Source organism: Streptomyces sp. NPDC033229, from assembly GCF_055576875.1.
Map to the genome: position 1 here is coordinate 298,295 of NZ_JBVIQR010000001.1, position 13,588 is coordinate 311,882.

Genomic DNA, 13,588 nt, shown 5'->3' on the forward strand with positions numbered 1-13,588 from the left:
GAGCCGCCGCCTGTGACCTGCGCGTACGCCGATGAACCCGGGGTGGCGCGAAACGGCGGTCACGGGTGGTGCGACGTGCGCGGCGAACGCGGACACGGCGGTGCGGGGTGGGGCGGCTCGGGGTGGCTCGTCCGCGACGATGGGGACGGCTGTGGGCGGCGGGGAGGGCGCCGGGAAGAACGGTGGTGCTGAGGCCCTCAGCGCGCCGGACAGATGGCGCTGGACATGCGGCCCAGGTCGACGTGGCGTCGACTCACCAAGGCAACTCCAGCTCGAGACATGACGGAAGCGTGGCACGGCGGTCTCTGGCCAGTAAAGCGCCGTCCGCGATGCGGACGGTATCGTCTTGGATGCTGGGATTGCTGTCTGTGCCACCTGCGGCGGCGGGCGCCCTGTGGGCGCGTCCTCAAGCGCCGGACGGGCTCGATTTGGCTGAGCTCAGCCGTTCAGCCTGTCCGGGCACTTGGGGGCACCGCCGGGCAGCCGAGTGCGCATGCCGTGGCCCGCAGTCGAAGAACCCGCCGGTCGGGCGCTGGCGCTACGCGCCGGGCCACGGGCCGGGGAGCGGGGCCGCCGGCTCGTCCTCCGTCTTGGTGTCGAAGACCCGGAAGCCGCGCCGTTCGTAGTTGGCGAGGGCGTGCGGGCCGTCCTTGTCGCAGGTGTGCAGCCACACCCGCTTCGTCGGGGTCAGCTCCGGCCACCGCTCGGCCAGGTCCCACGCCCGCGCGGCGCCGAACGACAGCAGCCGCCCGCCGAGGCGACGGCCCTGGAACGCCGGGAGGAGCCCGAAGTAGGCGATCGCCCTCGTCCTGGGGATCCAGCTCCATGTAACCCGCCGGGGTTCCCCGGTCGTACGCCACCCAGGTCTCCACGCCCGGCCGTTCCAGATACGCCTGCCACCGCTCGTACGGCCACGGCAGCCGGTCGGTCCAGCTGATGCTGCCGCCCACCGCCGTGTAGAGGAAACGGCTCAGCTCGGGCGAGGGCACCTCGGCCCGCCCGATCCGCAGACCGTCCGGCATGTCCGGTTCGGGCACCGGCGCGAGGTCGGCCGGCGACGTCTGCTCCAAGGACCAGGTCGTCACAGAAATCATGCTGTTACTCATGCCGACCAGCCAATCACGCGCTCGGACGGGCCTCGCAGGGGCTCCGGCCCGCGGCGGTCAGTGCGCCGACAGACCGTGGCGGGCGGCCAGCACGACCGGGGCGCGGGACGCCGGCAGCAGGTCCTCCGCGTGCAGCGGCGTCAGCAGCCGGACGTCGATGCCGTCCGTGAAGCGGTACGGGCGGTGGCTGAGCACCCCCGCCAGCGTGCGCCGCATCCGGGACATCTCCGCCCGTACCGTCACCGTGCGGGTGGCGTCGCCGAAGAGGTCCGCCGCCAGCTCCGCGGCCGTGCGCCCGGCCGGGTGGCGGGCCAGTACGTACAACAGCTCGGCGTGGCGCGGGCTCAGCTCCTGCGACCACTGCCCCGACTCGCCGGAGACCGTCACCGTCCAGCTCCGGGGCCGGCGCAGGTCCAGCACCACCCGGCTCGGTGTGCCGTCCCGGCCCGCCCCCGCGTCGGGCTCCTCGACGCGCACCAGCCAGCCGTCCGGCAGGGGTTCGAGCCGGCACAGCCCGAGGGTCGGCAACCACGCGCGCCCCGGTGCCACCGACTTGGGCAGCACCACCCGGCCCACCGGCCCCATGCCGGTCACCGCGGCCGTCCAGCCGTCCCGGTCCACCGCCAGCGCCCGGCCGCCGATCCGGGCCAGCATGGGCGTGGCGACCGAACGCAGCCGGTCGACGGACTCCCAGTGCCGGGCGCGCAGCTCCGCCTCGGCCACCTTGGCCACGGCGGTGACGAGGGCCAGTGAGGCCGGGTTGAACGCGCCCGCGGGCCCGCTGACGTTCAGCACGCCCACCAGCCGCCCGTCCCGCGGGTCGTGCAGCGGGGCCGCCGCGCAGGTCCAGGCGTGATGGGTCCGGACGAAGTGCTCGGCGGAGTGCACCTGCACCGGGCGGCGCTCCACCAGGGAGGTCCCGAGGCCGTTCGTGCCGACGAGGTCCTCCGTCCAGGAGGCCCCCACGTCGAAGCCCAGCCGGGTGGCGTTCCTGATCACCCCCGGGCTGCCCTCCCGCCACAGCACCCGGCCGTCGGCGTCCGCGACGGCCATCAGATGCTGCACGGTGTCGGCCACCTCGCCCAGCCCCTCGCGCAGCTGCGGCAGCAGGCCGCCCAGCGGAGAGGTGTGCCGCCGGTGCTCCACCTCCTCGGCCGACAGGGCCGGTGCGGCCCGGCCCACGTCCGGGTCGATGCCGTGGCGCCGGGCGCGACGCCAGGACTGCCCGATCACCTGGCGCGGCAGCACGGCTCCGGCCCGCCGGGCGGGCTCCGTACCGGCGAGCGAGGGATCAGCGAGCCACGCCTCCCGGACGGCGGGCAGCAGGCCCGCCTCGAATGGTCTGCGGTTCACGCTGCAATGGTGCCGTCGCGAGGCCCGTCGCGTCGGGGCATCGGCAAGATTGCAACGCAGTGCAACCGTTGCGGGTGGCATCGGTGCGGGCGCAAGGTGACAGGGAGCGGTCGGAGGGTGGTGCCGAGTCGGCGCAGCATCACCCTCCGCCTCGACTCCCGCCGCCGTCGCGGCCGTCGACCACCCCGCTCCGTCTCCTCCCGGTCCTTGTGTGTCACCCGTTCGGCCACCGTGCAGGCCGAGGGCCATTCGGCGGATACGGTAAGGGAGTGCAGGCAGCAAATGAACCACCGGGGCGGTCGGTCGGCCGACTCCACAGGGCTCGCGTCCTGTACCGAAATGTCTCAAAACGCAGGATGGCGTGGCTCCTCCTGAAGGACACGGTCAACTCCTGCGTGGAGTACCGCGTCACCGGGCTCGCCGCCGAGGCCGCCTTCTTCACGCTGCTCTCGCTGCCGCCCCTGCTCCTCGGTCTCCTCGGCCTGCTCGGCTACCTGGACGCCTGGACCGGCACCAAGACCATCGAGAGCATCCAGAACAACATCCTCAACGCCTCCGCGACCGTCCTGTCGGACAAGGGCGTCAACGAGATCGCGCGGCCGCTCCTGCAGGACGTCACCAAACGCGGCCGTCCGGACATCATCTCGGTCGGCTTCGCCATCGCCCTGTGGTCCGGCTCGCGAGCCGTGAACGTCTTCGTGGACACGATCACGATCATGTACGGGCTGGAGGGCAAGCGCGGCATCGTCAAGACCCGGCTGCTGGCCTTCCTCCTCTACATCGTCGCCCTCCTGATCGGGGCGGTGGTGCTGCCGCTGATGGTCGTCGGGCCGGACGCCGTGCTGGACATCGTGCCCTGGAGCGCGGACGTCGTCCGGGCGCTGTACTGGCCCGTCGTCACACTGCTCTCCGTCGTCTTCCTGACGACGCTGTACCACGTGTCCGTGCCCGTCCGTTCGCCGTGGCAGGAGGACATCCCCGGGGCGCTCGTCGCCCTCGCCATGTGGGTGCTCGGCAGCTTCCTGCTGCGCATCTACCTCACCCACACCGTCGAGGGCCCCACCATCTACGGCTCGCTCGCCGCGCCTGTCGCCGTGCTGCTGTGGATCGGCGTCTCGGCCTTCGCGGTCCTCGTGGGCGCTGCGGTGAACGCCGCGATAGACCGGGTGTGGCCGTCCGTCGCCACCGCCGCGGCGCGCGCCGAGGTGGACCGGGTGCGCGAGGCCGCGGCGGCGCGCGCGGCGGCCGAACGCGCCGCCCGGGCCTACGCCCCGGACGACATCGACGAGGAGGAGGACGGGGTGATGGGCCAGGACCGGGAGCCGCCCTCGGAGTTCCCCGAGCGCTGGGCGCAGTTCCTGCCCCCCGAGGACGTCCGGGCCCGGCTGCACCACCTCAAGCCCGAACACCAGCCGAAGCACGCGAAGCACGGGCGGCACGCGAAGCCGGACGGGCGCGGCTAGGAAAATCGTTGGCGCGGCGGCCGGGCGAGCCCCTACGCTCGCCACACACCGCGCGAACCACGCGGCGAGACACAGGAAACCAGGAGGTGAGGACCGTGATGACTGTCATTGCGACGGGCGTTGCCCGCACTCAGAAGTCGGATCACCCCACCTCTTCTTTCCTGAAGGATCACTTCCTTGTTCGAGCTCGCTGCGTCACACCCTCTCACCGGCTACGGCTGGGACGAAGGGTTCGCTGACAGCTTCACCCCGTACGCCGCGGAGGGCTTCGCGCCCGGGCGGATCATCCGCGTCGACCGCGGCCGCTGCGACCTCGTCGTCCCCGACGGCGACGGTGTGAGAACGGTCCACGCCGATACGGCCCTCGTCACCACGGGCGACCCCTTGCGCATCATGTGCACCGGCGACTGGGCGGCCGTCGACCTCACCCAGGGGTTCGTCCGCGCCCTGCTGCCGCGCCGCACGGCCTTCGTGCGCTCCACCTCCTCGCAGCGGTCCGAGGGCCAGATCCTCGCGGCCAACGTCGACCACGCCGTCATCGCGGTCTCTCTCGCCGTCGAGCTGGACCTCGGCCGGATCGAACGGTTCCTGGCCCTGGCCTGGGAGAGCGGCGCCGCGCCCGTCGTCGTCCTCACCAAGGCCGACCTGGTCACGGAGACGGCCGGGCCGGAGGTGCTCGCCCACCTCGTCGCGGACACGGAGGCGTCGGCGCCGGGCGTGCCGGTCCTGGCGGTCAGCGCGACCACCGGCGAGGGCGTCGACATCCTCGCCGCGACACTGGCCGGGGGGACATCGGTGCTCCTCGGCCAGTCCGGCGCCGGCAAGTCCACCCTCGCCAACGCGCTCCTCGGCGAGGACGTCCAGACCGTCCAGGCCGCCCGCGACCGGGACGGCAAGGGCCGTCACACCACGACGACCCGCAATCTGCTGGCACTGCCCGGCGGCGGTGTCCTGATCGACACCCCGGGCCTGCGGGGCGTCGGCCTCTGGGACGCGGAGGGCGGGGTCGCGCAGACGTTCTCCGAGATCGAGTCACTGGCGGCGCGTTGCCGCTTCCACGACTGCGGCCACGAGTCGGAGCCGGGCTGCGCGGTCCTGGAAGCCCTTGCGACGGGCGAGCTGCGCCAGCGCCGGCTGGACAGCTACCGCAAGCTCCTGCGCGAGAACCAGCGCATAGCGGCCCGCACGGACGCCCGCCTGCGCGCGGAGATCCGCCGCGACTGGAAGAAGAAGCAGACGCTGGGGCGCGAAATGATGGAACGCAAGCGGGGTCGCTAGCCGCTCAGGCGAATCGGGCCCCCTGCCCGGGGCTGCCCCTGCGCTTGTTCCGCACCACCGCTGCGCGGCGGTTGTCCTCAATCGCCGGACGGGCTGTTTTGGCTGAGGCCGGCCACATCAAGCCCGTCCGGCGATTGAGGACGCGCCCGCAGGGCGCTCGCCGCCGCAGGCGGCAGAACCGGCCCGCGGTCAAAGATCCGCCGGCAGGCGAGAGGCACTCGGCCGCCGCAGGCGGCAATGTCGGCCGGGCGGGATGCCACGTCCGATTCCCGCCAGAACGGCACCCGCCCATGCCGCAAACTGGTAAGCGTGATGGACGAAGAGACCAGGTACGAGGCAGTGAGCAGCCGTGATGCCCGCTTCGACGGGGTGTTCTTCTTCGCCGTGGTGACCACCGGCATCTACTGCCGCCCGAGCTGCCCGGCGGTGACCCCGAAGCGGGCGAACGTGCGCTTCTACCCGTCGGCGGCCGCCGCGCAGCGGGCCGGGTTCCGGGCCTGTCGGCGCTGTCGGCCGGACGCCGCGCCCGGGTCGGCCGAGTGGAACGTACGGGCCGACCTCGTCGGACGCGCGATGCGGCTGATCGGCGACGGCGTCGTCGACCGTGAAGGGGTCGCCGGGCTCGCCGACCGGCTCGGGTACAGCTCCCGGCAGGTGCACCGCCAGCTCACCGAGGAGCTGGGTGCCGGCCCCGTCGCCCTCGCACGGGCCCAGCGGGCCCACACCGCGCGGGTCCTGCTGCAGACCACCGACCTACCGGTCACCGAACTCGCGTTCGCTTCGGGCTTCGCCAGTGTGCGGCAGTTCAACGACACCATGCGCGAGACCTACGCCCGCACCCCGAGCGCGCTGCGCGCCCAGGCGCCCGGCACGCGCGGCCGCGCCGCCGTCGGCATTCCCCTGCGGCTCGCCCACCGGGGCCCGTACGCCGCCCGCGAGATCTTCGACTTCCTCCAGCGGCGCGCCGTCCCCGGCATCGAGGAGATCCTCGGCGAGCCCGGCGCCCGCACCTACCGCCGCACCCTGCGCCTGCCGTACGGCACCGGCATCGCCGAGATCCGCGAACCGCGCCCCACCGGGCCGCGCCGCGGCCACTGGCTCGACTGCCGCCTGCACCTCACCGACCCCCGGGACCTGTCCACCGCCGTACAGCGTGCACGGCGGCTCTTCGACCTCGACGCCGACCCGTACGCCGTCGACGAACGGCTCGGCGCCGACCCCCGTCTCGCACCCCTCGTCGCCGCCCGCCCCGGGCTGCGGTCGCCCGGGGCGGCGGACGGGGAGGAGCTGGCGGTACGGGCCGTCCTGGGCCAGCAGGTCACCGTGGCCGCCGCCGCACGGCTCGCGGGCACCCTGGTCGCCGCCTACGGCAAACCGCTCGCCGCACCGGACGGCGGGCTCACCCACGTCTTCCCCGAGCCCGCCACCCTGGCCGACGCCACCCTCGAGGAGCTCGGCATGCCGGACTCCAGACGGCGCGCCCTGCGCACCGTCGCCACCGCCCTCGCGGACGGCCGCGTCCGGCTCGACCCCGGCGTCGACCGGGACGCCACCGAGCGCGCCCTGCTCGACCTGCCCGGCATCGGCCCCTGGACCGCCGGCTACATCCGCATGCGGGCCCTCGGCGACCCCGACGTCTTCCTGCCGGGTGACGCCGGCGCCCGGCACGGACTCACCGCCCTCGGCGCGCCCGCCGACGCCTGCGACGCCTGGCGCCCCTGGCGCTCCTACGCCCTGCATCACCTGTGGAACCACACGCCGCCCCGCGAACCGAAGGACGCCTGACGATGCTCTACACCGAAATCGACAGCCCGCTCGGGCGGTTGCTCCTCACCGGCCGCCCCGCCGCCGACGCGCCCGGCGGCACCGCCCTCGTCTCGCTGTCCGTCCCCGGCCAGAAGAACGGTCTCCTCGCACAGCCGGACTGGCACCACGAACCCGCAGCCTTCGCCGAGGCCGAACGGCAGCTCACCGCCTACTTCGCGGGCGAGAGCAAGGACTTCACGCTCGCGCTCGCCCCCCAGGGCACCGCATTCCGGCAACGCGTGTGGGCCGCCCTGGACACCGTCCCGTACGGCGCCACCACCAGCTACGGCGAGCTGGCCGCCCGCGTCGGGGCCTCGCGTGCCGCCGTGCGCGCCGTCGGCGGCGCGGTCGGCGCCAACCCGCTGCTCGTGCTGCGCCCCTGCCACCGCGTGATCGGGGCCGACGGCTCGCTCACCGGTTACGCGGGCGGCCTGGACCGCAAGCGTCTGCTGCTGGCCCTGGAGAGCACGAGCACGGGGTGAGAACGGCCTTGGGGCCTGTCCGGCGGATCTTCGTGGGCTCCCGACGCCTGGCACTGGGGGCACCTCCCAGCGGTAGCTGGGGGAGCTCGCCGCGTTGTCGGGCTCGCCCGAGTACGACCGGTACGAGGGCGACCCTCCGCCTTGCGATCGCACGTACCGGACGCCGCTCGCTGATCCACGAAGATCCGCCGGACAGGCCCTGACTCCCGTCACCCCCGGAGCACCGCGCCGATCCACCCGCCGACGACCAGCAGGCAGGCGAACAGTTCGACGAGCACGCTGGTCCCCAGCGACCGCATCACCGTCCGCGTCGACGCCCATGCCTCGCCGCGCCCGCCCAGCCGCTGCCGCTCCATCGCGTAGAGCCCGGCGAGGAAGCCCGGCACGGCACCGATCACGGGCAGGACGAAGAAGCCCACGACGCCCGACGCGCCCGCCACCAGGAAGGCGCGCCAGGTGATGCCCGCGCCCCTCGGCCGCCGTGGCGGCAGCAGCCAGATGACGGCCTGGTTCAGCAGCAGCACCCCCGTCGCCCCGGCCAGGACCGCCCAGGCCGACGCGGTCCGCTCGGTCATCGACCACCAGAGCACCCCCGCCCACACGATCGGCGGTCCGGGCAGTCCCGGGGTCACGACGCCGAACAGGCCGAGCAGCATCACCAGCCCGACCAGGACCAGCTGCCACGTCCCCATGGATCCAGGTTGCCAAAATGCCGCCGCCAGCGCCCCTGGACCGTACCTGACGTGCGAAGACGCCTGATGCGCGGCCGCCTGTTCCTCGTCAGACGCGGGCCGTCCAGCCGTGCTCGGCCGCGTGCCAGCCCAGCTGCAACCGGGTTGTCACCCCCGCCAGCTCCATCAGCCGCTTCACCCGCCGCTGCACCGTCCGCAATCCCAGGCCGAGCTGCTTCGCGACGCTCGCGTCCGTGAGCCCGACCAGCAGCAGGGAAAGGACCTCCAGGTCCACCGCATCGGGCCCGGGTGCCCCGGGCCCGCCGGGTATGCGGGCCCCGGGCAGATGGCCGGCCGGGCCAGGATCCGCACCGGCCGCCCGGACCGGCAGCGCCTCGTGCCAGACGTCCTCGAAGAGGTTCACCAGCGATTCCAGCAGCGCGCCGCCGTGGACGACGAGCGCGGCGGACTCGGCGGTGTGCGAGGCGAGCGGCAGCAGGGCGATCCGGCGGTCGGCGATGACCAGCTCGGCCGGTACCCGCTCGACGGCCCGCAGCAGCGCGGGCTCGACACGGCCGAGCACCGCCGTGGCCCCGTCCGGCCCCCGCGCCCCGGCCAACGCGGCCCGCTCCACGACCACCCGGTGGGGCACCCCGATCTCCGCACCCGGGGCGCCCCAGGGTCTTTCCGTCAACAGCGCGCACACTTCTTCGCCCGCGCCAAGACGCATGCGCGAAAGGCGCTGTGCGACAGTGCGCGCCCCGGTCACCACCTCCACCGCACCGGGGCCGTTGAGCCGTTCAGCCCCCTGATCCCGGGGCACCGTCCCCCTCATGGCGTCCAGTCCCATGGCACCGAGCACGCGAACCCCTCCCCAAACGGCGTTCCGACTCGGGCCATCATCCCCGGGTGGTGTCCGCCGTGCACTCTTCCCGTAAGCCACACAGTGTGGACAATAAGGGCATGAACCAGCAGGGGGATCGGTACGCCGACCAAGAGGACGCCTGGTGGGGCGAGTTGTACGGCAGGAGCGAACCCGATCCGGGCTCGGCCGCCGAGGACGACAGCCTCGATGATCGTTTCACCTCGGCCGCGGCGGTGGTGAGGGCCGAACCGCGAGGGCTGCGAGGCGCCGAGCCACCCGCGCCCCCCGGCCCGCGCCCGCCCCAACCACCCCGCCGTAGCGAGGCGGTGAGCCGCTCGGAACCGGTCAGGCGCTCCGGCCCCGGTGGCCGCCCGGCGCCCGCGGAAGCCACGAAACCCGTACGCCCGCCCGAACCCGCCCCGCCCGCCCCCGCATCGAGGCCCCCGGCTCCCCGGGCTTCCGCTCGCCTCACCGATACGCCCGGACCGCCGGCCCCCGCCGAAAGCACCGGCCCCGAAGCCCCTCCGGATCCGCCCGCCCCGCCCGCCGCAGCGGACTTTGCCGGGGCGCCCCCACAGGAACCGCCTGGCCGAGGCCTGCTCCCCGTGCCGAAGAGCTGGGCATCGCCCCACGCCGGCGCCCTGCCGGTACCGCCCCGACTTCCCTCGCCCGCCCGGCCCTCGAACGTCCGGCCGGACCGGCCGCGCAAGCCCCCGCGCACCGACCCGAGGGCGCAGGTCCCGCCCCCGCGCCTCCCTCTCGCGCAGAAGCGCTCCGCGCCCGCCGAGCCACCCACACGGCCCCTCCCCGCCGCCCCGCCCACACCACCAGCCCCCGCCGCCCCGCCGTCACCGACGCGGGTGGCGATCGAGCCGGGCCGGACCGCAGGGGAACTCGACGCGGGCAGCGGGCCCGAGCCGACCACCCGGCTGTCCGCGGTCCCCCGCCAGACGGGCCGCACGGCGAACCGCGCGGCCGAATTCGTCGGCCAGGGGCCGCCCACGTACGACGCCGAACCCACCGCCTGGCCCCCAGCCGCCCCCGGCGCACTGGACGACCTCGTGCCCGACACCGTGGTCGACGGCGCCCGGTACGGCGTGCTGACGCTGCGCGCCCTGTCCCTGCGGGGGGACTCGGCGCGCTACCGCGGCGAACCGCGGCGGGACGCGCTGCTCACCGCCCGCTTCGGAGACGGCGACGACGCCCTGCTGCTGGTCGCCGTGGCGAGCGGCGGACGCGCCACGGAAGGCGCCCACCGGGCGGCCCGGGACGTCTGCGCGTGGCTGGCCGACGCGGTCGGGCGCAGCCACCCCCGGCTGGTCGAGGACATCCGCCGCGGCCGCCGGGGAGAGCTGAGGTCGGGGCTGCACCGGCTCACCGACCGCTCGTACGGACGGCTGCGCGGCCGGGCGGCCGACCTCGGCCTGCGGCCCGCCGAGTACACCGCCGCCGTGCGCTGTCTGCTGCTGCCCGCCGACGCCCGGTGCCGTACGCGGGTCTTCTTCGGGGTGGGTACGGGCGGGCTCTTCCGGCTGCGGGAGGGTGCCTGGCAGGACCTGGACCCGGCCCCGCGCGAGGCGGACGGGAACGTGGACCCGATCGTCGGCCGGGGCAGCGGGCCCGCCGACCGGATCACCGTGGACCTCGGCGTCGCCACCCCCGGCACCGCCCGCGTCATCGACCCCGCCCTGGTGCCGAGCGAGCCCTTCCGGTTCCGTGCGTCCGTCGCCCGGCCGGGTGACGTCCTGCTGCTGTGCAGCGCGGGCCTCGCCGAGCCGATGCGCGGCGAGCCCGCGCTGGGCGACCGCCTCGCCGAGCGGTGGACCGGCCAGCGGCCGCCCGGACTGGCCGCGTTCCTCGCGGACGGACAGCTGCGGGTGAAGGGATACGCCGACGACCGCACCGCGTGCGCGGTCTGGGAGGCATAGCCAGGAGTTCCATGGGTTGATGGGGGCAGGAGCGCACTGTCAGGGGACGCGTCCGGACGTGTCCCGACCCGACCCGAAAGGACCGGCCCGATGGCGAAGCAGACCGTGGCGGAGCAGACGGTGGACATCCTCGTACGAGCCGGCGTGCGGCGGCTCTACGGGGTCGTGGGCGACAGTCTGAACCCCGTCGTGGACGCGATCCGCCGCAACGCCGCCATCGACTGGATCCAGGTCCGCCACGAGGAGGTCGCCGCGTTCGCCGCCGGGGCGGAGGCGCAGCTGACGGGGAAGCTGGCCGCCTGCGCGGGCTCCTGCGGCCCCGGCAATCTGCACCTGATCAACGGCCTCTACGACGCGCACCGCTCGATGGCGCCGGTCCTCGCCCTGGCCTCGCACATCCCCAGCAGCGAGATCGGCACCGGTTTCTTCCAGGAGACCCACCCCGACCAGCTCTTCCGCGAATGCAGCCACTACTGCGAGCTGGTCTCCAACCCGCAGCAGATGCCCCGGGTGCTCCAGACCGCCGTACAGAACGCGATCGGCCAGGGCGGTGTCAGCGTCATCGCCCTGCCGGGTGACATCGCGGGCCAGCAGGCCCCCGAGCGCAGCATCGAGCACGCCCTGGTCACCACGCGCCCCACCGTGCGGCCCGGTGACACGGAGATCGAGGCACTGGCCCGCATGGTGGACGAGGCGGGCAAGGTGACGCTGTTCTGCGGCAGCGGCACGGCGGGCGCGCACGACGAGGTGATGCGCTTCGCGGAACGGGTGAAGGCGCCGGTCGGGCACGCACTGCGCGGCAAGGAATGGATCCAGTACGACAATCCGTACGACGTGGGGATGAGCGGCCTGCTCGGCTATGGCGCCGCCTACGAGGCCACCCACGAGTGCGACCTGCTGATCCTGCTGGGCACCGACTTCCCGTACAACGCCTTCCTTCCTGACGATGTGAAGATCGCCCAGGTCGATGTGCGCCCCCAGCACCTGGGCCGCCGGTCCAAACTCGACCTCGCGGTGTGGGGCGACGTCCGCGAGACGCTGCGCTGCCTCACCCCGAAGGTGCAGGTCAAGAGCAGCCGCAAGTTCCTCGACAAGATGCTCAAGAAGCATGCCGACGCCCTCGAAGGGGTGGTCAAGGCCTATACGCGCAAGGTCGAGAAGCACACGCCGATCCATCCCGAATACGTCGCCTCGATCCTCGACGAGGAAGCCGCCGCCGACGCGGTCTTCACCGTGGACACCGGGATGAACAATGTCTGGGCCGCCCGCTATCTCACCCCCAACGGCCGCCGCCGCGTGATCGGTTCCTTTACCCATGGATCGATGGCCAACGCCCTGCCGCAGGCGATCGGTGCCCAGTTCCTCGACCGTGACCGGCAGGTCGTCGCCATGTCGGGCGACGGCGGCTTCACCATGCTGATGGGCGACTTCCTCACGCTCGTCCAGTACGACCTCCCGGTGAAGGTCGTGCTCTTCAACAATTCCTCCCTCGGCATGGTCGAGTTGGAAATGATGGTCGGCGGACTGCCGGCGTACGGCACGACCAACCACAACCCCGACTTCGCGGCCATCGCCCGGGCGGCCGGAGCGCACGGCGTACGGGTCGAGAAGCCCAAGCATGTGCGGGGCGCGCTGCGGGACGCCTTCAAGCACAAGGGCCCCGCGCTGGTGGACATCGTCACCGACCCGAACGCCCTGTCCATCCCCCCGAAGATCCGGGCGGAGATGGTCAGCGGTTTCGCGCTCTCCGCGGGCAAGATCGTGCTCGATGGAGGAGTGGGCCGGATGCTGCAGATGGCACGCTCCAATATCCGTAACGTGCCCCGCCCTTGAGGGGACCTCCTCGGCCGAGGGGGCCTTCCTCGGCAGGACCCTAGAAGCCGGTGGAGCCGTCTATCCGCTCGCGCAGCAGATCGGCGTGGCCGTTGTGCCGGGCGTACTCCGCGATCAGTTTCACCAGGATCACGCGCAGCGACACCGGCTCGCCGGTCAGCCGCTCCCGGCCGGTGGCGTCCAGGGAGGGCGCGGCGGCCACGATCTCGCGCGAGCGCTCGCACTCCGCCCGCCACACCGCGAACGCCTCCTCGATGTCGCCGTCCAACGCCTCGAAATCCTGGTCCGGATCGTCGTCGGAGTAGTAGAGGTGGGGCAGGTCCTCACCGGCGAACTGCATCCGGAACCACCACCGCTCCACCCCGGAGAGATGGCGGAGAAGGCCGTGCAGGCTCAGGCCGGAGGGGGCGACACCCTTTTCGGAGAGCCGCTCCGGCGCGATGCCGGAACACTTGGCCTCGAACGTCGCCCGATGCCAGTCGAGGTAGGCGGTCAGCACCTCGCGCTCCCCGCCGACGCGGGGGAGCTGCGCCCTCTCCGCGCCCGACCAGGGCTGTGCGTAGGCGTCGGTCGGCAGTTGGGCCGGGGTCTTCGCTGGAATCTCGGTCATGCGGCGAGTGTCGCAGGGGGCACTGACAATCGGTCCGGTGATCGCGGGCGCCACCGGGGAGGCTATTCGCACCGGTCGCAGGACACTCCTGTATTCCGGTCATATAGCCATGTTGATGCGTCAACAGGCGTCGTTTCCTTGCGAGTGGGGCATGCATTGCCGTGAGCGTGTTCGATCCGGGGCGCCGGGGAGG

11 protein-coding genes and 1 pseudogene are annotated in these 13,588 nt (G+C 73.4%); 6 read left to right on the forward strand and 6 right to left on the reverse strand.

The window, feature by feature from the left end:
* Positions 1 to 197: 197 nt before the first annotated feature.
* From ACZ53N_RS01260 to ACZ53N_RS01270, 3 genes and pseudogenes are all read right to left on the reverse strand, one after another.
* Positions 198 to 281, reverse strand: coding sequence for a putative leader peptide (locus tag ACZ53N_RS01260; RefSeq protein WP_356458947.1), 84 nt, complete (start codon positions 279 to 281; stop codon positions 198 to 200).
* Between the two features lie 257 nt (positions 282 to 538).
* A pseudogene (locus tag ACZ53N_RS01265) lies at positions 539 to 1,106 on the reverse strand (GNAT family N-acetyltransferase).
* Positions 1,107 to 1,163: 57 nt separating this feature from the next.
* Positions 1,164 to 2,459, reverse strand: a complete 1,296-nt coding sequence (locus tag ACZ53N_RS01270; RefSeq protein WP_469138907.1) for a helix-turn-helix domain-containing protein — start codon at positions 2,457 to 2,459, stop codon at positions 1,164 to 1,166.
* 269 nt (positions 2,460 to 2,728) lie between these two features.
* Between ACZ53N_RS01270 and ACZ53N_RS01275 the strand changes: the two genes are divergently transcribed.
* From ACZ53N_RS01275 to ACZ53N_RS01290, 4 genes are all read left to right on the forward strand, one after another.
* The gene (locus ACZ53N_RS01275) at positions 2,729 to 3,922 is read left to right on the forward strand and encodes a YihY/virulence factor BrkB family protein (RefSeq protein WP_469138908.1); all 1,194 of its coding nucleotides are present in this window, start codon (positions 2,729 to 2,731) and stop codon (positions 3,920 to 3,922) included.
* 177 nt (positions 3,923 to 4,099) lie between these two features.
* Entirely contained in the window at positions 4,100 to 5,200 is a 1,101-nt protein-coding gene (rsgA, locus tag ACZ53N_RS01280) for a ribosome small subunit-dependent GTPase A (RefSeq protein WP_469138909.1), read from the forward strand.
* 312 nt (positions 5,201 to 5,512) lie between these two features.
* Positions 5,513 to 6,985, forward strand: coding sequence for a DNA-3-methyladenine glycosylase 2 family protein (locus tag ACZ53N_RS01285; protein ID WP_469139031.1), 1,473 nt, complete (start codon positions 5,513 to 5,515; stop codon positions 6,983 to 6,985).
* A gap of 2 nt (positions 6,986 to 6,987) precedes the next feature.
* Positions 6,988 to 7,488 carry a methylated-DNA--[protein]-cysteine S-methyltransferase gene (locus ACZ53N_RS01290; protein ID WP_469138910.1) on the forward strand — a complete coding sequence of 167 codons (501 nt, stop codon included), beginning with the start codon at positions 6,988 to 6,990 and terminating at the stop codon, positions 7,486 to 7,488.
* A gap of 209 nt (positions 7,489 to 7,697) precedes the next feature.
* Here the strand turns inward: ACZ53N_RS01290 and ACZ53N_RS01295 are convergent, their stop codons facing one another.
* Both ACZ53N_RS01295 and ACZ53N_RS01300 read right to left on the reverse strand, forming a co-directional pair.
* Entirely contained in the window at positions 7,698 to 8,180 is a 483-nt protein-coding gene (locus tag ACZ53N_RS01295; protein WP_469138911.1) for a DUF456 domain-containing protein, read from the reverse strand.
* Between the two features lie 88 nt (positions 8,181 to 8,268).
* Complete coding sequence (locus tag ACZ53N_RS01300; protein ID WP_469138912.1) at positions 8,269 to 8,853, reverse strand: helix-turn-helix transcriptional regulator; 585 nt, start codon at positions 8,851 to 8,853, stop codon at positions 8,269 to 8,271.
* Positions 8,854 to 9,884: 1,031 nt separating this feature from the next.
* Between ACZ53N_RS01300 and ACZ53N_RS01305 the strand changes: the two genes are divergently transcribed.
* Positions 9,885 to 10,952 (forward strand): protein phosphatase 2C domain-containing protein, encoded by a 1,068-nt coding sequence (locus ACZ53N_RS01305; protein WP_469138913.1) that lies wholly within the window; start codon positions 9,885 to 9,887, stop codon positions 10,950 to 10,952.
* Positions 10,953 to 11,042: 90 nt separating this feature from the next.
* Positions 11,043 to 12,785 carry a pyruvate dehydrogenase gene (locus tag ACZ53N_RS01310; RefSeq protein ID WP_469138914.1) on the forward strand — a complete coding sequence of 581 codons (1,743 nt, stop codon included), beginning with the start codon at positions 11,043 to 11,045 and terminating at the stop codon, positions 12,783 to 12,785.
* Between the two features lie 40 nt (positions 12,786 to 12,825).
* Here the strand turns inward: ACZ53N_RS01310 and ACZ53N_RS01315 are convergent, their stop codons facing one another.
* The gene (locus ACZ53N_RS01315) at positions 12,826 to 13,395 is read right to left on the reverse strand and encodes a DinB family protein (protein ID WP_469138915.1); all 570 of its coding nucleotides are present in this window, start codon (positions 13,393 to 13,395) and stop codon (positions 12,826 to 12,828) included.
* Positions 13,396 to 13,588 lie beyond the last annotated feature (193 nt).

Coding starts and splice junctions, on each gene's coding strand:
- ACZ53N_RS01260 (WP_356458947.1), bottom strand. CDS start 281: ATGTCTCGAGCTGGAGTTGCCTTGGTGAGTCGACGCCACGTCGACCTG.
- ACZ53N_RS01285 (WP_469139031.1), top strand. CDS start 5,513: ATGGACGAAGAGACCAGGTACGAGGCAGTGAGCAGCCGTGATGCCCGC.
- ACZ53N_RS01290 (WP_469138910.1), top strand. CDS start 6,988: ATGCTCTACACCGAAATCGACAGCCCGCTCGGGCGGTTGCTCCTCACC.
- ACZ53N_RS01295 (WP_469138911.1), bottom strand. CDS start 8,180: ATGGGGACGTGGCAGCTGGTCCTGGTCGGGCTGGTGATGCTGCTCGGC.
- ACZ53N_RS01310 (WP_469138914.1), top strand. CDS start 11,043: ATGGCGAAGCAGACCGTGGCGGAGCAGACGGTGGACATCCTCGTACGA.
- ACZ53N_RS01315 (WP_469138915.1), bottom strand. CDS start 13,395: ATGACCGAGATTCCAGCGAAGACCCCGGCCCAACTGCCGACCGACGCC.